This window comes from Streptomyces sp. JW3 (assembly GCF_052216785.1).
Taxonomy (GTDB): Bacteria; Actinomycetota; Actinomycetes; order Streptomycetales; family Streptomycetaceae; genus Streptomyces.
The window spans coordinates 18,129-40,246 of record NZ_JBQOUX010000030.1 but is presented as its reverse complement, the minus strand read 5'-3'; the positions used below and the strand labels follow the sequence as shown (position 1 = coordinate 40,246).

The window sequence follows — 22,118 nt, the reverse complement described above, 5'->3', positions numbered from 1 at the left end:
AAGGTCCAGCACCGGTGACCATGTCGGAGCGCCTCAACTACAACTTTCGTCTCACCGCCCGTGGACGAAGAAGGCGTGTCCAGCCGGGCCGGCCCGTTCCTGAGAGCAGAGTGAGGACCCGCTGCCATGTCGAAGAACTTCCCTGTACCGAGTGGTGACGACGACGTCGCGGTGGTCGGTCTGTCGTGCCGCTTCCCGGGCGCCAACTCGCCCGAGGAGTACTGGAACCTGCTCACGGCCGGCCAGGAGGCCGTCGCCGAGGTTCCCGCCGACCGTGCCGGGCACGTCGGCCCGCTGGCCGGCCGGGCCGGACTGATCGACGGGGTCGGGGACTTCGACGCGGGCTTCTTCGGGCTGTCGCCACGCGAGGCCGCGGCGATGGACCCGCGGCAGCGGCTGGTGCTGGAACTGGCCTGGGAAGCCCTCGAACGCGCGGGAATCGAACCGTCGGCGGTGCGTGGCGACCGGGTGGGGGTCTTCGTCGGCGCGATGGGGGACGACTACGCCACGCTGGTGCACGACCAAGGTGCGGCAGCGGTCGACAGTTTCACCCTGTCGGCGCTTCAGCGCGGCATCCTCGCGAACCGGATCTCGTTCTTCCTGGGGCTGACCGGCCCGAGCGTGGTGGTGGACTCGGCACAGTCCTCGGCGCTGGTCGCCGTGCACCAGGCGTACGAGAGCGTCCGTCGCGGTGAGTCCGTCTGGGCGCTGGCGGGCGGGGTGAACCTGATCCTTACGCCGGAGTCGACGGCGACCGCGCGCGAGTTCGGTGCCTTGTCGCCGGACGGCCGGTGCTACACGTTCGACGCACGCGCCAACGGGTACGTGCGCGGCGAGGGCGCCGGCCTGGCGGTCCTGATGCGGCTGGCGGACGCCAGAGCCCACGGCCACGACGTGCTGTGCGTGATCCGCGGCGGCGCCGTGAACAACGACGGCGGAGGCGAACAGCTGACCCGGCCGAGCCGGCCGGGTCAGGAGCAAGTACTGCGGCTGGCCCTGTCCGACGCCGGACTGGACGCCGGCGCGGTGGGATATGTGGAGCTGCACGGCACCGGCACACCGGTGGGGGACCGGGTCGAGTCGGCGGCGCTGGGCGCGGTCTTCGCCGACCGGGACCGGCCGCTCCTGGTGGGGTCGGCGAAGACCAACCTGGGGCATCTGGAGGGGGCGGCGGGGGCCGCCGGTTTCATCAAGGCGGCGCTGGCGGTTCAACGCGGTCAGGTGCCCGCGAGCGTGCACTTCACGGCCCCGCCGGCGGACGTTCCGCTGACCGAGCTGGGTATCGAGGTCGCCACCGAGCTGCGCGCGTGGCCGGGCGACGGGCCGCGGGTGGCCGGGGTGTCGTCGTTCGGGATGGGCGGGACCAACTGCCATCTGCTGCTCGCGCAGGCCCCGGACCCGCGGCCGGCCGGGCGAAGCCGCCCCGAGCACACGGGCACGATCCCCTGGCAGGTGTCCGGCGGCACCGCGGCGGCGTTGCGCGCCCAGGCCGACCGGCTGGCCGGGCAGGTCGCCGCCGGGGACCACCCGGATGTGCTCGACATCGGATTCTCACTGGCCACCACCCGCGCCACGTTCGCGCACCGCGCCGTCGTGATCGGCACCGATGCGGCCGAACTGCTCGTCGGCCTGACCGCGCTCGCGGCGGACCGGCCCGCGTCGAACGTCGTGTCCGGTGCGGCCGCGGAGGGCGGCACAGCGTTCATGTTCACCGGGCAGGGCGCGCAGCGAACGGGCATGGGCCGGGAGCTGTACGCCGAGTTCCCGGTGTTCGCCGAGGCTCTCGACGCGGTGCTCACGGAGCTGGACCCGTTGCTGGGCGGCGGGTTGCGGGAGATCATGTGGTCCGACGCGGAACTGCTCGGCCAGACCCGGTACACGCAGGCCTCGTTGTTCGCACTGGAGACGGCCCTGTTCCGGCTGATCGAGTCATGCGGAGTACTCCCGGATCACCTGATCGGTCATTCGATCGGCGAGGTCACCGCGGCGCATGTCGCGGGGGTGCTGTCACTGCCGGACGCCTGCGCGCTCGTCGCGGCCCGCGGACGGCTGATGCAATCCGCGCCCTCCGGTGGGGCGATGGTGGCGATCAACGCGGCCGAGGGCGACGTGCGGGCGCTGCTCCCCGATTCCGGGGTGAGCATCGCCGCCGTCAACGGCCCCGGCTCGGTGGTGATCTCCGGCGACACGGACGAGGTGCTCGCCCTGGCGGAGTCCTTCCGTGCCAAGGGAGTCAAGGCCAAGCGGCTGAACGTCAGCCATGCCTTCCACTCCCACCACCTCGACCCGGTCCTGGCCGAGTTCACCGACGCCATCGCCGCTCTGGAGTTCCACGCCCCTCGCATCCCGATCGTCTCGAACCTCACCGGACACCTCGCCGGCCCGGGAGAGCTGACCGACCCCGGCTATTGGAGCCGCCACATACGTGGTGCCGTCCGCTTCGCCGACGGCATCCGCACCCTGCGCGACGCGGGTGTCTCCCGCTACCTCGAACTCGGCCCCGACCCGGTACTCGCCGGCATGGCCCGGGAGACCCTCGCCGACAGCACCTCGGCGGCGCTGTCCACGCTGCGGACCGGGCAGGCCGAGGCCCGTACGCTGCTGCGGGCACTCGGGACCATGCATGTCACGGGGGCGGTTGTGGACTGGACGCCGTTGCTGAACGGTGGCCGCAGAACCACGTTGCCCACCTACGCCTTCCAGCGCCGCCGGCACTGGACCGGTGAGACGCGCGCGGCCGGACACACCGCGAAACCGGCACCGCCCTCCCACGACCGTGCCGGCGTGCTCGACGTGGTGCGCGGCCATCTCGCAGCTGTCCTCGGACACGACGCGGCCGACACCACGGCGTCGTTCAAGGACCTCGGACTGACCTCCTTGACCGCGGTCGAGCTGACCGACGGGCTCTCCGGCGCACTGGGACTGGTCCTGTCCGGATCGCTGGTCTTCGACCACCCCACGCCCGATCGGCTCGCGACGTACCTCCACGCGGAACTCACCGGACGCGGTGCCGGGGTGAGCATCCAGACACCGGCCGAGCGGATCACCGACGAGCCGGTCGCGATCGTCGGCATGGGCTGCCGGTATCCCGGCGGTGTCCGGTCCTCCGGTGACCTGTGGGACCTGACCTTGTCGGGGCGTGACGCCATATCGGACCTGCCGCGGGACCGGGGCTGGGAGCTGGGCAACCTGTTCGACGCGGATCCGTCGGCCTCCGGCCGGACCTACGCCCGGCATGGCTACTTCCTTGATGATGTGGCGGGTTTTGATGCGGGGTTTTTCGGGATTTCGCCGCGGGAGGCGTTGGCGATGGATCCGCAGCAGCGGTTGTTGTTGGAGACGGTGTGGGAGTCGTTGGAGGATGCGGGGATTGAGCCGGGGTCGTTGCGGGGGAGTGACACGGGGGTGTTCGTCGGGGCGATGGCTGGTGATTATGGTCCGCGGTTGGATGCGCCGCATGGTGGGGTGGACGGGTATCTGCTGACGGGTTCGAGTGGGAGTGTGCTGTCTGGTCGGGTGGCGTATTTCCTGGGTTTGGAGGGGGCGGCGGTGACGGTGGACACGGCGTGTTCGTCGTCGTTGGTGGCGTTGCATCAGGCGGTGCATGCGGTGCGTGGTGGGGAGTGTGGGCTGGCGTTGGCGGGTGGGGTGACGGTGATGTCGTCGCCGGGGATTTTGGTGGAGTTTTCGCGGCAGCGTGGGTTGTCGCCGGATGGGCGGTGCAAGGCTTTTGGGGCGTCGGCTGATGGTACTGGGTGGGGTGAGGGTGCGGGGGTGGTGGTGCTTGAGCGGTTGTCGGTGGCGCGTGCGCGGGGGCATCGGGTGTTGGCGGTGGTGCGGGGTTCGGCGGTGAATCAGGATGGTGCGTCGAATGGGTTGACTGCTCCGAATGGTCCGTCGCAGCAGCGGGTGATTGGTCAGGCGTTGGCGAGTGCGGGGTTGTCGGGGGTGGAGGTTGATGCGGTTGAGGGGCATGGGACGGGGACGAGGTTGGGGGATCCGATTGAGGCGCAGGCGTTGCTGGCGTCGTATGGGTGTGGGCGTGGGCGGGGTTGGCCGTTGTGGTTGGGGTCGGTGAAGTCGAATATTGGGCACACGATGGCGGCGGCGGGGGTGGGTGGTGTCATCAAGATGGTGGAGGCGTTGCGGCGTGGTGTGCTGCCTGCGACGTTGCATGTGGATGAGCCGACGCCGCATGTGGACTGGAGTGGTGGTGGGGTGCGGTTGCTCACCGAGGCGCGGGAGTGGCCTGTTACGGGGCGGCCGCGGCGGGCGGGGGTGTCGTCGTTCGGTATCAGTGGCACCAACGCCCACGTAATCCTGGAACAGGCACCACCGGCCGAAGAGCCGCAGTCGCCTTCGGTGGACGACGGTCCGGTGGGCTGGGCACTGTCGGCGCGGTCCGAGGAAGCACTGCGGGCGTACGCGCGGCGGATCGCGGCGGCTGCCGGTTCCGATGTGCCGGTGGTGGATGTCGCCGCGACGTTGGCGGCGCGTACGGCGTTCGAGCACCGCGCGGTGGTGGTGGGTGCCAGTCGTGAGCGGTTGTGTGCGGGGCTGGTCTCTCTTGCCGGGGGTGTTCCGTCGGATGATGTGGTGACCGGGACCGCTGGTGTGGGCAAGGTGGTGCTGGTGTTTCCGGGGCAGGGGTCGCAGTGGGATGCGATGGCCCGTGATCTGTATGGGTCGGCTGCGGTGTTCCGGGATCGTCTGGATGAGTGCGCCCGTGCCATGTCCGCGCATGTGGAGTGGGATTTGCGGGAGGTTCTGCTGACGGATGAGGGTGCTCGTCTGTTGGCGCGGGTGGATGTGGTGCAGCCGGCGTTGTTCGCGGTGATGGTGTCGTTGGCGGCGTTGTGGGAGTCGTATGGTCTGCGTCCGTCGGCGGTGGTGGGGCATTCGCAGGGGGAGATCGCTGCGGCGTGTGTCGCGGGGGCGTTGTCGCTGCAGGACGCTGTCCGGGTGGTGACGTTGCGGAGTCAGGCGATTCGTGCGCTGGCCGGGCAGGGCGGGATGGTGTCCGTCGCGCTGCCGGCCGACCAGGTGCGGGCCCGCCTCGACCAGTGGCACGGCGAAGTCACCGTCGCCGCGATCAACGGGCCCAGGGCCACCGTGGTCTCCGGTGGTGCGAAAGCTCTCGATGAGGTGCAGGCCGTTTTCGAGGCCGATGGTTTCCGCACCCGGCGGATTCCGGTCGATTATGCTTCGCATTCTCCGCATGTCGAGCAGATCGGCGAGCAGTTGGTGGAGTTGCTGGCGTCGGTCAGTCCGCGGCCCAGTGACATCCACTTCTACTCGACCGTGACGGCGGAACGGATCGACACCACCGCACTGGATGCCGGTTACTGGTTCCGTAATCTGCGCAGTCCGGTGGAGTTCGAGGCCACCACGCGGCTGCTGCTGGCCGATGGTCACGACACGTTCGTCGAGTGCAGTCCCCATCCCGTTCTGGTCACCGGCGTTCAGGAGACCATCGACGCCGAGGGTGTGGCGGCCACGAACTTCGGGACGTTGCGGCGGGACGGCGGTGGCCTGGCCGGTTTCCTGCTCGCTGCCGCGCACGCTTTCACCGCCGGTGCCGTCCGCGCGCACCAGCACGGTGGTCGCCATGTCAAGCTGCCCGGTTATCCGTTCCAGCGGGAGCGGTACTGGCTCAAGCCCGGCACCGGACGCAGTGATGTCAGCGGTGCGGGGCTCACGGCGGCTGATCATCCGCTGCTCGGTGCGGTCATCGAGGGGGCGGCGAGTACGGTCCTGACCGGCCGGATCTCCCTGGACACGCATCCCTGGCTGGCCGACCACAAGGTGGCCGGCATCACGGTGCTGCCCGGTGCCGCTTTCGTGGAACTGGCGCTGCACGCCGCTGACCAGGCCGGCTGCGGGACTGTCCGTGAACTGACCGTGCGGGCACCGCTTCTGCTGCCGGAGCGCGGTGCCCTGCGGCTCCGCGTCGAGGTCGGTGAGCCCACCGGTGACGGTGGTGAGGGGGCGCGGCCGATCCGGGTCGATGCCCGCCCCGACACCGGCACCGGCGCGTCCTGGACGTGCCACGCCACCGGCATCCTCGAGTCCGGCACACCGTCCGCAGACTGGGACCTGACCAACTGGCCGCCCGCCGGCGCGCAGCCTCTCGAAGTCTCCTACGACGGTCTCGCCGCCCATGGATACCACTACGGCCCCGCATTCCAGGGCTTGCGGAAGATGTGGCAGCACAACGACCACCTCTACGCCGAGGTCAGCCTCCCCACCGACCCCGACACCTACAACCTCCACCCCGCCCTGCTCGACGCCACACTCCACGCCGCCCTGATGGGTCAGGTCCTGCCCGACGACGGCAGGACGCTGCTGCCCTACACCTGGGCAGGCGTGACGATGCACGCGTCCAGCGCATCCGCGCTGCGGGTGTCGGTGACACCCGTGGAGAACAACGCGCTGCGGCTGCGCGCGGCGGACGGGGCCGGCCTGCCCGTCGTCGAAGTGACGTCTCTGGCCATGCTCCCGGCCGAGGCCACCGACCTCGGTGCCCAGCCAGCGAACCACGACTCCCTGCTGCGCCTGGAATGGGTACCCGCCCCGTCGGGCCCCACCGCGCCACCCGCCCGGATCTCACTGGTCGGCCCGGATACGTTCGGCTTGCGCTCGGCGACCGGAACCGTTGACCGGCAGGAGTTCACCGATCTGTCCGGCGTACCCGACGACGCGCACGACGTGGTCGCGTGCATCGCGGGCAACGACGTCCGGGAGATTCCCGGAGCCACCCGCACCGTACTGTACGGCGCGCTCGATCTGGTCCGGGAGTGGCTGGCCGACAGCCGGTTCGCGGACGCGCGCTTGGTCGTGCTGACCCGACACGCGGTGATGACCGGGGACCGAGAGCCCGCCCCGGATCTCACCGCCGCACCCGTCTGGGGACTGCTCCGCTCCGCGCAGACCGAGAACCCCGGTCGGCTCGTCCTGGTCGATGTCGACGACGACGCTCGCTCGCTCGCCGCGCTGCCGTCCGTATTGGCCGGTCACCTCGACCAATGCGCGTTGCGTGGTGGGCATGTCCTGGTGCCGAGACTGGTCAGGGCGAGTTCCAGGACACGGCTGCGGATACCCGAAGGCGTGCCGTGGCGATTGGACGTGGGAGACCAGGGCGAGCCGGAGTCGCTGTCGCTGGTGCCGTGCGAAGAGGCCGGCGTGCCGCTGCGGCCGGAGTGGATTCGGGTCGCGGTACGGGCGTGCGGGCTGGACCGCCGTGAGGTACGGACCGGGCTCCCCGACGCGAACGTGGGCGCGGGAGCCGGTGTGGTCCTCGAAGTCGGCTCGGAGGTGACCGCGGTACGACCCGGTGACCGGGTACTGGGCATGCTGTCCGGCGCGTTCGCGTCCACCGCGACGGCCGACCACCGATGGGTGACACGTATCCCGTCGAACCTGACGTTCGAGCAGGCTGCCGTGATCCCCCTCGACATCGGAAGGGCCGCCGAAGCCGCCGGGGCACCGGAGGACCCGGACCGATACCAGTCGATGATCGCCGAAGCGGCGTCGCGGTGTGCCTCGGACGCGCCGCGCCCGTCGCCGATCCGAGCCTGGGACATCCGCGAGGCACCCGAGGCGTTCCGTTTCCTCAGCCAGGGCGGGAACACCGGCCGGAACGTCCTGACCATGCCGCCCTCATGGGACGTCGACGGCACCGTGCTGATCACCGGCGGCAGCGGCACCCTCGGCAGACTGATCGCCACCCACCTGGTCGCGAAGCACGGGGTGCGGAACCTGGTGCTGGTCTCCCGGCACGGAGCAGCCAGTCCAGGAGCCGCGGACCTGGTCGCCGAACTGTCCGGGCTGGGCGCCGAGGTGTCGGTCGCCGCGTGCGACGCCGCCGACCGGATCGCGCTCTCCGCGTTGATCGCACGGATACCGGCCGACCGGCCCCTCACCGGTGTGGTGCACGCGGCAGGCATCCTGGAGGACGGGCTGATCTCCGGGATGACGCCGGAAAAACTCGACGCGGTACTGCGGCCGAAGCTGGACGCGGCGTGGAACCTGCACGACCTGACCAGCGACCTCGGGCTTTCCGCGTTCGTGCTGTTCTCCTCGATCATGGGCACGATCGGCAACGCGGGCCAGGGAAACTACGCCGCCGCGAACACCTTCCTCGACGCGCTCGCCCAGCACCGCCGCGCCACCGGGTTGCCGGCCACCTCGCTCGCGTGGGGTTTCTGGGGCGAGCGCAGCGAGCTGACCGGTGACCTGGACGACGCGGACATCGCTCGGATAGCACGCACCGGGTTGAAACCGCTGCCGTCGGACGAAGGCGTCGCGCTGTTCGACGCGGCGTTCGCCGCCGGTGAGGTCACCGCGATCCCGGCCGCGCTCGACCTGGACCGGCTGCGCCTGCGGGCGAAGGAGACGGGACTGCCCGAGGTGTTCCGTGGTCTGGTCCGGGCGCGCCGCGCGGCCGGCACGGCCACAGCGGTCGGCTCGACGTTCGCCGGCCGGCTGGCCGGCCGCCCGGCCGAGGACGTCGACCGCGAGCTGCTCGAGCTGGTGCGCTCGCACACCGCCACCGTACTCGGCCATGCCGGCGCCGGATCCGTGCAACCGGACGTCGCGTTCAGGGAACTCGGCGTCGACTCGCTGTCCGGGATGGAACTCCGGAACCGGCTGAACGACGTCACCGGACTGCGATTGCCGTCCACCGTGGTGTTCGACCACCCGACCCCGTCCGCCCTCGTCACCCTGTTGCGCGCGCAGCTGCTGGGCGAGACCGCCCACGTCGCCACTCCGGCGGCACCCGTCTCAGCGGGAGACGACGACCTGGTCGCGATCGTCGGCATGGGCTGCCGGTATCCCGGCGGTGTCCGGTCACCGGGCGACCTGTGGGACCTGACCTTGTCGGGCCGGGATGTCATAGGTGGGCTGCCACGGGACCGGGGCTGGGACTTGGGCAACCTGTTCGACGCCGACCCGAGGCGCACCGGCAAGAGCTACGTCAACAAGGGCTATTTCCTTGATGATGTGGCGGGTTTTGATGCGGGGTTTTTCGGGATTTCGCCGCGGGAGGCGTTGGCGATGGATCCGCAGCAGCGGTTGTTGTTGGAGACGGTGTGGGAGTCGTTGGAGGATGCGGGGATTGAGCCGGGGTCGTTGCGGGGGAGTGACACGGGGGTGTTCGTCGGGGCGATGGCTGGTGATTATGGTCCGCGGTTGGATGCGCCGCATGGTGGGGTGGACGGGTATCTGCTGACGGGTTCGAGTGGGAGTGTGCTGTCTGGTCGGGTGGCGTATTTCCTGGGTTTGGAGGGGGCGGCGGTGACGGTGGACACGGCGTGTTCGTCGTCGTTGGTGGCGTTGCATCAGGCGGTGCATGCGGTGCGTGGTGGGGAGTGTGGGCTGGCGTTGGCGGGTGGGGTGACGGTGATGTCGTCGCCGGGGATTTTGGTGGAGTTTTCGCGGCAGCGTGGGTTGTCGCCGGATGGGCGGTGCAAGGCTTTTGGGGCGTCGGCTGATGGTACTGGGTGGGGTGAGGGTGCGGGGGTGGTGGTGCTTGAGCGGTTGTCGGTGGCGCGTGCGCGGGGGCATCGGGTGTTGGCGGTGGTGCGGGGTTCGGCGGTGAATCAGGATGGTGCGTCGAATGGGTTGACTGCTCCGAATGGTCCGTCGCAGCAGCGGGTGATTGGTCAGGCGTTGGCGAGTGCGGGGTTGTCGGGGGTGGAGGTTGATGCGGTTGAGGGGCATGGGACGGGGACGAGGTTGGGGGATCCGATTGAGGCGCAGGCGTTGCTGGCGTCGTATGGGTGTGGGCGTGGGCGGGGTTGGCCGTTGTGGTTGGGGTCGGTGAAGTCGAATATTGGGCACACGATGGCGGCGGCGGGGGTGGGTGGTGTCATCAAGATGGTGGAGGCGTTGCGGCGTGGTGTGCTGCCTGCGACGTTGCATGTGGATGAGCCGACGCCGCATGTGGACTGGAGTGGTGGTGGGGTGCGGTTGCTCACCGAGGCGCGGGAGTGGCCTGTTACGGGGCGGCCGCGGCGGGCGGGGGTGTCGTCGTTCGGTATCAGTGGCACCAACGCCCACGTAATCCTGGAACAGGCACCACCGGCCGAAGAGCCGCAGTCGCCTTCGGTGGACGACGGTCCGGTGGGCTGGGCACTGTCGGCGCGGTCCGAGGAAGCACTGCGGGCGTACGCGCGGCGGATCGCGGCGGCTGCCGGTTCCGATGTGCCGGTGGTGGATGTCGCCGCGACGTTGGCGGCGCGTACGGCGTTCGAGCACCGCGCGGTGGTGGTGGGTGCCAGTCGTGAGCGGTTGTGTGCGGGGCTGGTCTCTCTTGCCGGGGGTGTTCCGTCGGATGATGTGGTGACCGGGACCGCTGGTGTGGGCAAGGTGGTGCTGGTGTTTCCGGGGCAGGGGTCGCAGTGGGATGCGATGGCCCGTGATCTGTATGGGTCGGCTGCGGTGTTCCGGGATCGTCTGGATGAGTGCGCCCGTGCCATGTCCGCGCATGTGGAGTGGGATTTGCGGGAGGTTCTGCTGACGGATGAGGGTGCTCGTCTGTTGGCGCGGGTGGATGTGGTGCAGCCGGCGTTGTTCGCGGTGATGGTGTCGTTGGCGGCGTTGTGGGAGTCGTATGGTCTGCGTCCGTCGGCGGTGGTGGGGCATTCGCAGGGGGAGATCGCTGCGGCGTGTGTCGCGGGGGCGTTGTCGCTGCAGGACGCTGTCCGGGTGGTGACGTTGCGGAGTCAGGCGATTCGTGCGCTGGCCGGGCAGGGCGGGATGGTGTCCGTCGCGCTGCCGGCCGACCAGGTGCGGGCCCGCCTCGACCAGTGGCACGGCGAAGTCACCGTCGCCGCGATCAACGGGCCCAGGGCCACCGTGGTCTCCGGTGGTGCGAAAGCTCTCGATGAGGTGCAGGCCGTTTTCGAGGCCGATGGTTTCCGCACCCGGCGGATTCCGGTCGATTATGCTTCGCATTCTCCGCATGTCGAGCAGATCGGCGAGCAGTTGGTGGAGTTGCTGGCGTCGGTCAGTCCGCGGCCCAGTGACATCCACTTCTACTCGACCGTGACGGCGGAACGGATCGACACCACCGCACTGGATGCCGGTTACTGGTTCCGTAATCTGCGCAGTCCGGTGGAGTTCGAGGCCACCACGCGGCTGCTGCTGGCCGATGGTCACGACACGTTCGTCGAGTGCAGTCCCCATCCCGTTCTGGTCACCGGCGTTCAGGAGACCATCGACGCCGAGGGTGTGGCGGCCACGAACTTCGGGACGTTGCGGCGGGACGGCGGTGGCCTGGCCGGTTTCCTGCTCGCTGCCGCGCACGCTTTCACCGCCGGTGCCGTCCGCGCGCACCAGCACGGTGGTCGCCATGTCAAGCTGCCCGGTTATCCGTTCCAGCGGGAGCGGTACTGGCTCAAGCCCGGCACCGGACGCAGTGATGTCAGCGGTGCGGGGCTCACGGCGGCTGATCATCCGCTGCTCGGTGCGGTCATCGAGGGGGCGGCGAGTACGGTCCTGACCGGCCGGATCTCCCTGGACACGCATCCCTGGCTGGCCGACCACAAGGTGGCCGGCATCACGGTGCTGCCCGGTGCCGCTTTCGTGGAACTGGCGCTGCACGCCGCTGACCAGGCCGGCTGCGGGACTGTCCGTGAACTGACCGTGCGGGCACCGCTTCTGCTGCCGGAGCGCGGTGCCCTGCGGCTCCGCGTCGAGGTCGGTGAGCCCACCGGTGACGGTGGTGAGGGGGCGCGGCCGATCCGGGTCGATGCCCGCCCCGACACCGGCACCGGCGCGTCCTGGACGTGCCACGCCACCGGCATCCTCGAGTCCGGCACACCGTCCGCAGACTGGGACCTGACCAACTGGCCGCCCGCCGGCGCGCAGCCTCTCGAAGTCTCCTACGACGGTCTCGCCGCCCATGGATACCACTACGGCCCCGCATTCCAGGGCTTGCGGAAGATGTGGCAGCACAACGACCACCTCTACGCCGAGGTCAGCCTCCCCACCGACCCCGACACCTACAACCTCCACCCCGCCCTGCTCGACGCCACACTCCACGCCGCTCGCGGGGATGGCCTCGGCCTGGCGACGACCTGGCGCGGTGTCGCCGTGCACGGCATCGGCGCGACCGTCCTGCGGGTGCGGATCAGCCCGAACCGCGCCGGGTCGGTGTCGATCCTGCTGGCCGACGACGTGGGCGACCCGGTCGCCGAGGTCGGTGGAGTCGGCACCACCTCGATCACCGCGGGGCAGTTGCAGGCGGCGAAGGCCGCGCAACTGCACGCGCTGTACCGAGAGGAGTGGGTCGACCACATCGCCACGAAGTCCTTGCCACGCAAGGCCGACTGGGCCGTCGTGGGCGCGGACACGCTACTGGCCGGTGCGGGACTGACAGCCGCCGGTGTGCCCACCCGGGCGTACCCGGAACTCGGTGCCCTGACCGAAGCCGGCGAGGCGGCGCCGGACTACCTGGTCTTCACCGTGGCGGCGGGCGGGGAGGCTGCCGCCGCCACGAGGGAGGCGTGGCACCAGTTGCAGGACTTCCTGGGGACCGAGGCGCTCGCCTCCGCGACCGCGGTGTTCCTGACCACCTCCGCGGCCCCCGCGTTCAGTGCCGCCGCCGTCGACCTCGCGGGCGCCGCGGTCTCCGGGCTGCTCCGGTCCGCACAGGCGGAGAACCCCGGCAGGTTCGTGCTCGTCGACGTGGACGCCGACCATGAGTCGTGGCGGGCACTGCCGAGGGCCGTGACAATCGGCGAGCCGCACCTGGCTCTGCGCGGGGGGAAAGTCAGGGTTCCGCGGCTCGCACCGGTCAAGCCGGCCAGTGCCCCGGAGCGGTGCGACGACTCCCCGAGCACGATACTGGTCACGGGGGGAAGCACGGCGTTCGGCGAACGACTGGCCCGGCACCTGGGTTCCGGCCCTGGCGCACACCGGGTCGTACTCACCGGCGCAGAAGCCCCCGCGCCGGACGCCACCGTCACCACCGCGGCATGCGACCCGGAGAACTCCGCGGCGCTGCGCGAGCTGATCGACGGGCTCTCCGCAGAGCAGCCGCTGAGCATGATCGTCCACATACCGGAGGCGCCGCCGAACGATCAGGCGGCCTCGCCGACACCGGACGCGCTCGCCGAGGCGGTCCGCGCGAGGGTCACGGCCGCGACGAACCTCGAACGGGTGGCCGGCGCCGCCACCCTGGTCCTGTGCTCGTCGTTCGCGGAGACCGTGGGCGGCGGCAGCGCTGTCGACGCCGCGACGGCGGTCGCGCTGGACGCGGTCGCCCGACGGCGCCGGGCACAGGGCGCTCCGGCGGTCTCGCTGGCCTGGGGGCCCTGGGCGCCGGGCGACGAACCGACCAGTACCCGGATAGCGGGACTCGGCGTACTGGGGACGTCGGAGGCCGTCGCGCTGTTCGACGTCGCCTCTCGCGCGAGCGAACCCGTGCTGATCCCGGCCCGGCTGGATCTGGCCGAGCTGGCCAGGCGGGCCAGGACCGGCAAGCCGCTTCCACCGGTGTTCAGAGCACTGGTCAGGACCACCGGCAAACGCACCGTGGGTCGAGGCGCTGTCTCGACGACGTCGTTGCGGCAACGGTTCGCGGCGATGGTGGAAGCCGACCAGGACGACCTGCTGTCCGGTCTGGTCTGCACACATATCTCGGCGATACTCGGGCTCGACTCGACGGACGTCGTGCAGCCGAACCAGATCTTCAGCGAGCTCGGGTTCGACTCGCTGTCCATGCTGACCCTGCGGAACCGCCTGAAGTCGGCGACCGGTCTGCACCTGGATCCGTCATCGGTGTCCCACCAGTCGACACCGAGCGATCTGGCCCGGCACCTCAAGCAGTCACTGCTCGACAACTGACGCGGCAGGAACCTCAACACCCGAGGAGACGCGGATGCGACCCCTGACAGCTCGTGGTGGACGGCTGACCGGAGGTGCCGATGTCCGAGCGAGTCGTTAGCCCGACGGGACATGGGTATCTGCTGCTCGACTCGCATCCGGCCGGTTGCTTTCGCAGCGTCGCGCTGACCCGGGCCGAAGTACCGGTGCCCGAGCGGCCGCCGCGGCGGCGCCCGACGGCCCTGGTGATCGGCGCCAGCGGGGGCTACGGTCTGGCGATCACGATCGCGGGCCTGATGCGGTACGGCATCGACGGCGTGGGCATCAGCCTGGAGCGACCGGCCGGACACCGCAGCGCGACGGCCGGGTGGTACCGCACCATCGCCACCGCGGCGATCGCCCGCGAGTCGGGGTCGGACTTCTCGTTCCGCAACGCCGACGCGTTCGCGGACACCACCAAGACCGAGACGCTGGACCTGCTGGCCAAACGGTTCGGCGGTGTGGACTACCTGATGTACAGCGTGGCCGCGCCCCGGCGCACCGATCCTCGGAGCGGCGTCACCCACCGGTCGGTGATCAAACCGCTCGGCGCGCCGTACTCCACCTGGAACCTGGAGTTCGCCGACGACGGCGCCGCGCTGCTGCGCGAGGCCGTCCTGGCTCCGGCAACCAGCGCCGAGACCGCCGCGACCGTGCGTGTCATGGGCGGCGAGGACTGGTCCCGCTGGATCACCGCGCTGGCCGGCCGCGGCTTGCTGCGCGAGGGTTTCCGCACGGTCGCCCTCAGCTACATCGGCTCGCCGTTGACCTCGGCGATCTATCGCAAGGGCACGATCGGCGCGGCCAAGGTGGACCTGGAGAACACCGCGAACGCCCTGAACAGGCGGTTGGCCGCGGTGGGCGGCCGCGCGTACACCTCGGTGAACGGGGCCGCCGTCAGCCAGGCGCTGACCGGCACCCCCGGCATCCCGCTCTACGCCGGCCTGCTGCGCGGCGTCCTGGGCGACCGCTTTCCGTCCCCCGTCCAGCAGTCGGTCCAGCTCTGGGACCAGCTCACCGCGGACCGGCCCGACCTCGACGAGTCCGGCCGCATCCGGCTCGACCGCTGGGAGCTGTCCGAGCCGGTCCAGGCCGCCGTGACCGAACGCTGGCGGTCGCTCACCCCCGAGACCGTCACCGAGTTGGCCGACGTCGAGTGGTTCCGCGGCCAGTCCCGTGCCCTGTACGGCTTCGACGTGCCCGGCGTCCGGTACGACACCCCGGTCGAGACCGACCTGCCCTGGCCGGAACCGAGTTGATCCCCTCGGACACGTCCGGCTGAGAGGGTACGTGCCAAGCGGCCCGCGGGTCCCGCCCCGTGTCCGGAAGCGGGACCCGCGAGGTGACTCAGTGGACCTCGGCGGTCTGGCTGGTCCAGGTGGCGTACATCTGGCTGTACTTGCCGCCGGCGGTGACGAGCTGGTCGTGCGAGCCGACCTCGACGATCCGGCCCTCGTCGACGACGACGATGCGGTCGGCCTTCATGGCGGTGGAGAGCCGGTGCGCGATCAGGATCGCGGTGCGGCCTTCCAGCAGCACGTCCAGCGCGGCCTCGATCTTGGCCTCGGACTGGAGGTCCAGATTGGACGTGGCCTCGTCCAGCACCAGCACCCGGGGCTGGGCCAGGAAAGCCCTGGCCAGGGCGACTAGTTGCCGTTCGCCGGAGGACAGGGACTGGCCGCGTTCCTGGACGACGGTGTCGAGACCGGCGGGCAGCCGCTCGACCACGTCCACCAGACCGACCGCCCGCAACGCCTCCCCGACCTGGTCGTCGGAGACATCCGGGGCGGCGAACCGGATGTTGTCCCGGAGCGGCCCGGCGAACAGGAAGGGTTCCTGCGGCACGACGCCGAGCTGCCGGCGCAGGGACTCGATCCGTACCTCCCGCAGGTCCCGGCCGTCGATGAGGATCCGGCCGGCGGTCGGGTCGTAGAACCGGCTGACCAGTTTGGCGAGGGTGGACTTGCCGGCGCCGGTCGGACCGACGAACGCCACGGTCTCACCGGCCGGGATGTGCAGCGACACGCCGGCGATCACCGGCCGGCCGGGAAGATAGCCGAACGTCACGTCGTCGAAGACGATCTCGCCCTCGATCTTCGGCAGATCGACGGCCCCCGGCTTCTCCTCGACCTCCGGCCGGGTGCTCAACAGCTCCCTCAGCTTCACGATCGACGACTGGCCCTGCTGGTAGGTGTTGTACATCTGCACCAGCTGCTGGATGGGCTGGAAGAAGGTGCCCAGGTAGAGCAGGAACGCCACCAGCTCGCCGATCGTCAGGTCCCCGTCGGCGACCATGCCGGCGCCGATGGCGAGCAGCGCCAGCTGGCCGGCGACGCCGAGGACCTGGGTGCTGGGCGTGTAGATCGAGTTGATCCGGCCGGTGCGCACGTTGGCGTCGTAGTACTTGCCGGTGACCTGCCGGTGGTGTTCGGTGTTGCGCCGCTGCCGGTTGTGCGCGGTGACGATGCGCACCCCCTGAAGGCTCTCGGAAAGGTCGGCGACCACATCGGCGACGGTGTCCCGCACCCGCAGGTAACCCTTGCCGGACGCCCGGCGGAACCACAGGGACAGCACGGTCAGGACGGGCACCACCAGCACGATGGTGATGAGCGCCAGCTGCACGTCGTAGGTGAACAGGATGACGGTGACGATGACGATGGTCAGGCCCTGGACGGCCAGCTGCACCAGGCCCTCCTGGAGCAGCGCCTGGAGGTTCTCGATGTCGCCGGTCATCCGGGTCATGATCACGCCGGTCTTCTCACCGGTGTAGAAGTTCAGCGACAGCCGCTGCAACTGGGTGAAGACCCGGACCCGCAGGTCGTTCATCACCGACGCGGCGATCCGCCCGGTCACCTTGACCCGCGCCGCCTGGGCCAGACCGGTGACCACCAGACTGACCAGGTACAGGCCCGCGACCAGCGCCAACGTGCCGGTGTCCTTGCCCATGACGCCGTCGTCGATGCCGATCTGGGTCAGCTTCGGCCCGGCCTGCAACATCAGCGCCTCGGCGCCCACGAACACGCCGGCCAGCAGCGCCATCGGCCAGTACGGCCGGACCAGCCGGCGCAGATTCAGCCTGGCGCCGTCCGGATCGGGCCGGGAGTGCTCGAAGACGACGTCGAGCTCGGCGTGGTCCGGCTCGGTCTTCAGCAGCTTGTCGACGCTCGCCCGCATCTCGGGCGGAACGCCGGCGAACGGGTGGGCCGACGCGGTGGCCCGGCCGCCGCCGTTGAACGCCGCGCCGCCACCACCTCCGGTGACCGTCATCGCGCCACACCTCCCAGTTCCTCGATGCTCTCGTCCGCCTGGGCCAGCACTTCCGCGTACAGCGGTGTGCTCGCCAGCAGTTCCGTGTGGGTGCCGTCGGCGACGATCCGTCCGCCGTCCAGCAGCACCACGCGGTCGGCCAGGCTGATCGTGGACGGCCGGTGTGCGACGATCAGCGTCGTCCGGCCGGCGAACAGGGCCCGCAGCCCGGCGTGGATCTCCTGCTCCACCTGGACGTCGATGGCACTGGTGGCGTCGTCGAGCACCAGCACCGGCGGATTGACCAGCAGCGTCCGGGCGATGGCGATGCGCTGCCGCTGCCCGCCGGACAGTGTGTAGCCGCGTTCGCCGATGACGGTGTCGTAACCCTCGGACAGCTCGGTGATGAACTCATGTGCCCCGGCCAGCCGGGCCACCCGCTCGATGTCGGTGATGTCCGCGTCCGGCCGTCCGTAGGCGATGTTGTCGCGGACCGACGCCGAGAACAGGAACGGCTCGTCCAGCACGATGCCGACGGTGTCCCGCAGGCTGTGCAGGGTCAGGTCCCGCACGTCGTGTCCGTCCACGGTGACGGAACCGCCCCGCACGTCGTAGAACCGCGGCAGCAGCCTGGCCACGGTGGACTTGCCGCTGCCGGACCGGCCGACCAGCGCCACCGTCTCGCCGCCGCCCAACCTCAGCGACAGCCCGTGCAGCACGTCGGGGCCGTCGCCGTAGCCGAAGGTGACGTCCTCGAACCGGACGTCACCGCGCGCCCCGGTGATCTCCCGTGCCTGCGCGGTGTCCACGATCTCCGGCTGCTCGTCCAGGATCTGGTACAGCCGCTTGGCCGCGGCCGAGGACCGCTGCCCCAGCGTGATCAGGTTGCCGATCACCTGGAACGGCACCTGGAGCATCAGCAGATACGCGTTGAAGGCCAGGATCGCGCCGACGCCCAGCCGCCCCTGGATGACGAGGTGGCCGCCGTACAGCAGCACGATCGCCATGCCGACACGGGGCAGGTTCTGCACCGCCGGTGTGTACCGTGCGCGCAGGTCCGCGTCCTTCACATTGGCCCAGCGGACGTTTGCCGCGGCCTTCTGAAGCAGGGACAGCTGCCTGCGTTCGGCCGCGAACGACTTGACCACGCGCACGCCGTTGACGTTCTCGTCCACCACGGTCGCGACTTCGGCCAGCCGGGACTGGATCAGCCACGACACCGGGAACAAGGAGCGCTGCATGCGCCGGCTGGTCACGTACAGCAGTGGCATCGGCAGCATGGCCAGAACGGCCAGCGGCACGTTGATCGCCAGCATGTACCCGAACGCCACCAGCGAGATGCTGCACTGCACCAGCAGGTACGGCGCGAACGCCAGATACATCTGCACCGCGCGGATGTCGGAGTTGGCGCGGGAGAGCAACTGCCCGGTCTGCACCCGGTCGTAGAACGGGAACGACATGGCGGTCAGGTGCCCGTACGTGATGTTGCGCAAGTCGTACTCGATCTTGGCCGCGGTGCGGAACAGCAACTGCCGGGACAGGAAGCCGACGACCAGCATGACCACCGTCAGCGCGAGCAGCCACCACAGGTAGTGCGACAGCGGCACCCGGTCCGACACGATCGAGTTGTCCACCGCGTCCTGGATCAGTTTCGGTACCTGGACGGACACCAGCAGGCTGATCCCGGACGACACCAGCGCCGTGCCGAACATCCACCGGTGCGCCCGGACCAGCGGCCAGGCCCGCCGTAACCAGGAACGGCTCGAATCGGGGTCGATGGCCGCGCTCGGCGGCGGATACGTCTCGCTCACCTGGTCCTTCCCTTCTCTGCGCCCTCGTGGACGATCCACTCGCCTTGTTTCTCGCTCTTCATCGCCTCATGCCACAGCGCCAGCGCGGCCATCGCCCGCTCGGCCCGCTCCTCGTCGAGGAACGCGGCCACCTCGGCCAGCTTCCGGCTGATCTCCTGGTCGGCGGTGGTGAGCAGATGCCGGCCGGAGCCGGTGACCACGAGCGTGGCCTTGCGCCGGTCGTCCGGATCGGGCTCCCGCCGCACGTACTTGCCGGCCACCAGGCCGTCCACGACCGCGGTGACCGTCGCCGGTGTCACGGACAGCATCGACGCCACCCGCGATGCCGTCGGCGGATCCGGCCGGGTCAGCACGGACAGCATCCGGTACTGCGGCAGCGTCAACTCCACGCGCAGCAAGGCGTGTTCGACGATCTTCGCCAGGGCGGCCACGACGGCGCCCGGCGTGACTGTTTCGGGCATCACACATTTAGGCTATCAAACATCGTACGGTGTCCGCAGTAACGTCGCGGCGAGCGGCACGGGGGAGTGCGACCAGCGGGCCGCCACGCACGGGAAGGGCGGGTGCGGGACGTGCGGCAGGAAAACGCGGCGGCTCGCTGCCGCGGTCAGGCGGCAGCGAGCCGGTAACGACGCAGGTCCGCGAATGGTCCGTCAGGCGCCGGTCACATCGCCGTCAGCACCATCGCGGAGTTGACGCCTTCACCGCGGGCCAGCAGCAAAGCGGTGGACACGGTGGTCTCCCGCGGCCGGTCCCGCACCAGGTCGAGCTGATCGGACCGGACCGGGTCGGTCACGTTGATCATGGGCGGGATGATGTTGTGCCGCATGCTCAACGACACGGTCGCCACGTCGAGCGCCGGGCCACCGGAGTAGAGCCGGCCGGTCATCGTCTTGGGAGCGGTCACCGGAACCCCCCGCGGACCGAACACGTGGGTGAGGGCGGTGGCTTCGGCGCGGTCCAGCTCCGCCACGCCGGCCGCGTCCGCGAACACCACGTCCACTTCGCCCGGCGTCACGCCGGCATCCGAGAGCGCGGACTCGATCGCCCGGCGCAGCCCGGGCTCCCGTGCCGAACCCGGCCGCGGGTCGAAGGCCGTGGCGTACCCGGCGATCTCGCCGTACGGCCGGACCCCTCGCTCACGTGCGTGTTCCGCGTCCTCGACGGTGAACATCGCGCCGCCCTCACCGAGCAGGTAGCCGGACGCGGCGGTGTCGAACGGCAGATAGGCCCGGGTCCGGTCGGCCACCGTGCTCATCCGGCCGGCGGCCAGCTCGATCACCCAGCCGAGCGGGCACATCGCGCTGTCCACGGCACCGCACAGCACCACCGGCAGACCGTCGGTGACGAACCTGCGGGCCTGCGCGATGGCGTCCAGCCCGCTCGTCTGCCCGGTCAGGACCCCGCCGGGACCGTACACCCCGTGCCGGATCGAGATCTGCCCCGTATTCACCGCGTAGAACCAGGAGAACGACAGGTACGCACTCACATGATCACTGCCGAGGCGCCACAGCTTCTCCAACTCGCGCTGGCTGTACTCGAGTCCGCCGACGGAGATGCCGGTGACGACACCGATCCGGTCACCCGGCAGGGCGGCCAGTTCGAGTCCGGAGTCGCCGACCGCGGCGTCCATCGCGATCAGCGCCAGCCGGGTCGCCTGATCGGTCTGCGGCACCAGCCGGCCGGGGACGTGCCGGCGGACGTCGTAGTCGGGCACCTCGCCCGCCAGCTTGACCGGGTACCGCGCCGGATCGAACCGGGTGATCCGGTCGATGCCGCATCGCCCGTGCAGTACGGCGTCCCAGTACGCGTCGGTGTCGAACCCGTTCGGCGCGACCGCGCCGATACCGGTGATCACCGCACGGCGGAGCCTGGACGCCGTGCGGTGTTCCCGGCCCGCGACCGCGGTACCCATCAGCGCTCCCCTTCGGTCAGCACCATGGCGCTCTGGAAACCGCCGAACCCGCTGCCGACCTTCAGCACCGTGCGCAGCTGAGCGGGCCGCGCCGTCAGCGGCACGTAGTCGAGGTCCAGCTCCGGGTCCGGTTCCCGCAGGTTGGCCGTCGGCGGAATCACCCCGTTCTCGATGGCCAGCGCACACGCCGCGATCTCGACCGAGCCGACCGAGCCCAACGAGTGGCCGATCATCGACTTGATCGAACTCACCGGCGTCCGGTACGCGTGCTCACCCAGACTCCGCTTGAACGCGTCGGTCTCGTGCCGGTCGTTCTGGTCGGTGCCGGAGCCGTGCGCGTTCACGTAGTCCACCTGCTCGGGGGTCCGCTCGGCCATGCGCAGCGCCACCTCGATGGCCTTCGCCAACTCCGGACCCTCGGCCCGCAGCCCGGTCATGTGGAACGCGTTCGCGCGCACGTCCCACCCGCCGATCTCCGCGTAGACGTGCGCGCCCCGCTCTCTGGCGTGGTCCAGCTCCTCCAGCACCAGCATCGCACTGCCTTCCGCGAGCACGAACCCGTTGCGGGTGCGGTCGAACGGGCGGGACGCGGTGGCCGGCTGGTCGTTGCGGGGCGTCGTCGCCTTGACCGCGTCGAAGGACGCGACACAGATCGGTGAGATGGGCGCGTCCGAGGCGCCGGCCAGCATCACGTCGGCAGCGCCCTCGCGAATGAGCTGCGCCGCGTGGGACACCGACTCGATGCCCGCGGTGCACCCCGTGGACACCAGCGCCACGGGGCCTTCCGCACCGATCTCCCAGGCCACCTCGGCGGCCAGGGACGTCGGGATCAGGTAGTTGTACATGTGCGGCACCGCGTACTCGTGGTCGAGGAGCCACTTGCGGCCGTTGTCGGACAGCACCCCGTACTCCTGGGCCACACTCATCGTGCCACCGATGGCGCTGCCGACACTGGTCCCGGTGCGATGCGGGTCGATCCGGTCCATGTCCAGGCCGGCGTCCGCGACCGCTTCCCTGGCCGCCGCGACAGCGAGTTGCGCGCCCCGGTCCAACCGCCGGATCTCCTGCGCGGAGAAGCCCTCCGCCACCGGGTCGAAGTCGCACTCGCCCGCGATCCGGGAGCGGAATCCCGACGCGTCGAACAGCGTGATGGCGCGGACGGCGGAGGTGCCGGACGAGATCAGCTCCCAGAACTCCTTGGCGTTCCTGCTCCCGGGGGCGCGCACGCCGAGGCCGGTGATGACTACCCGGCGCTTCATCGTGACCTCACCGCC

General features: G+C 70.3%; 7 protein-coding genes. 2 read left to right on the top strand and 5 right to left on the bottom strand.

The features are described 5' to 3' along the window. Positions 1-126: 126 nt before the first annotated feature. Together ACTT8P_RS14980 and fabV are read left to right on the top strand one after the other, a co-directional pair. Positions 127-13,854, top strand: a complete 13,728-nt coding sequence (locus tag ACTT8P_RS14980; RefSeq protein WP_442832118.1) for an SDR family NAD(P)-dependent oxidoreductase — start codon at positions 127-129, stop codon at positions 13,852-13,854. A gap of 80 nt (positions 13,855-13,934) precedes the next feature. Further along, positions 13,935-15,131, top strand: a complete 1,197-nt coding sequence (gene fabV / locus ACTT8P_RS14975; protein ID WP_442832117.1) for an enoyl-[acyl-carrier-protein] reductase FabV — start codon at positions 13,935-13,937, stop codon at positions 15,129-15,131. An 88-nt stretch (positions 15,132-15,219) separates the two neighbouring features. On the opposite strand, the gene ACTT8P_RS14970 is transcribed toward fabV, so the two are convergent. The 5 genes from ACTT8P_RS14970 to ACTT8P_RS14950 form a co-directional block, all read right to left on the bottom strand. Then, positions 15,220-17,139 carry an ABC transporter ATP-binding protein gene (locus ACTT8P_RS14970; protein ID WP_442832116.1) on the bottom strand — a complete coding sequence of 640 codons (1,920 nt, stop codon included), beginning with the start codon at positions 17,137-17,139 and terminating at the stop codon, positions 15,220-15,222. Then, positions 17,136-18,929, bottom strand: a complete 1,794-nt coding sequence (locus ACTT8P_RS14965) for an ABC transporter ATP-binding protein (RefSeq protein WP_442832115.1) — start codon at positions 18,927-18,929, stop codon at positions 17,136-17,138. The genes ACTT8P_RS14970 and ACTT8P_RS14965 overlap by 4 nt, the downstream gene beginning before the upstream one ends. After that, positions 18,926-19,390 carry a MarR family winged helix-turn-helix transcriptional regulator gene (locus tag ACTT8P_RS14960; RefSeq protein ID WP_442832114.1) on the bottom strand — a complete coding sequence of 155 codons (465 nt, stop codon included), beginning with the start codon at positions 19,388-19,390 and terminating at the stop codon, positions 18,926-18,928. Before ACTT8P_RS14960 ends, ACTT8P_RS14965 begins: the two co-directional genes overlap by 4 nt. Before the next feature lie 203 nt (positions 19,391-19,593). After that, on the bottom strand, positions 19,594-20,844 hold the full coding sequence (locus tag ACTT8P_RS14955) for a ketosynthase chain-length factor (protein ID WP_442832113.1): 1,251 nt from the start codon (positions 20,842-20,844) through the stop codon (positions 19,594-19,596). Beyond that, entirely contained in the window at positions 20,844-22,103 is a 1,260-nt protein-coding gene (locus ACTT8P_RS14950; RefSeq protein WP_442832112.1) for a beta-ketoacyl-[acyl-carrier-protein] synthase family protein, read from the bottom strand. The genes ACTT8P_RS14955 and ACTT8P_RS14950 overlap by 1 nt, the downstream gene beginning before the upstream one ends. Positions 22,104-22,118 lie beyond the last annotated feature (15 nt).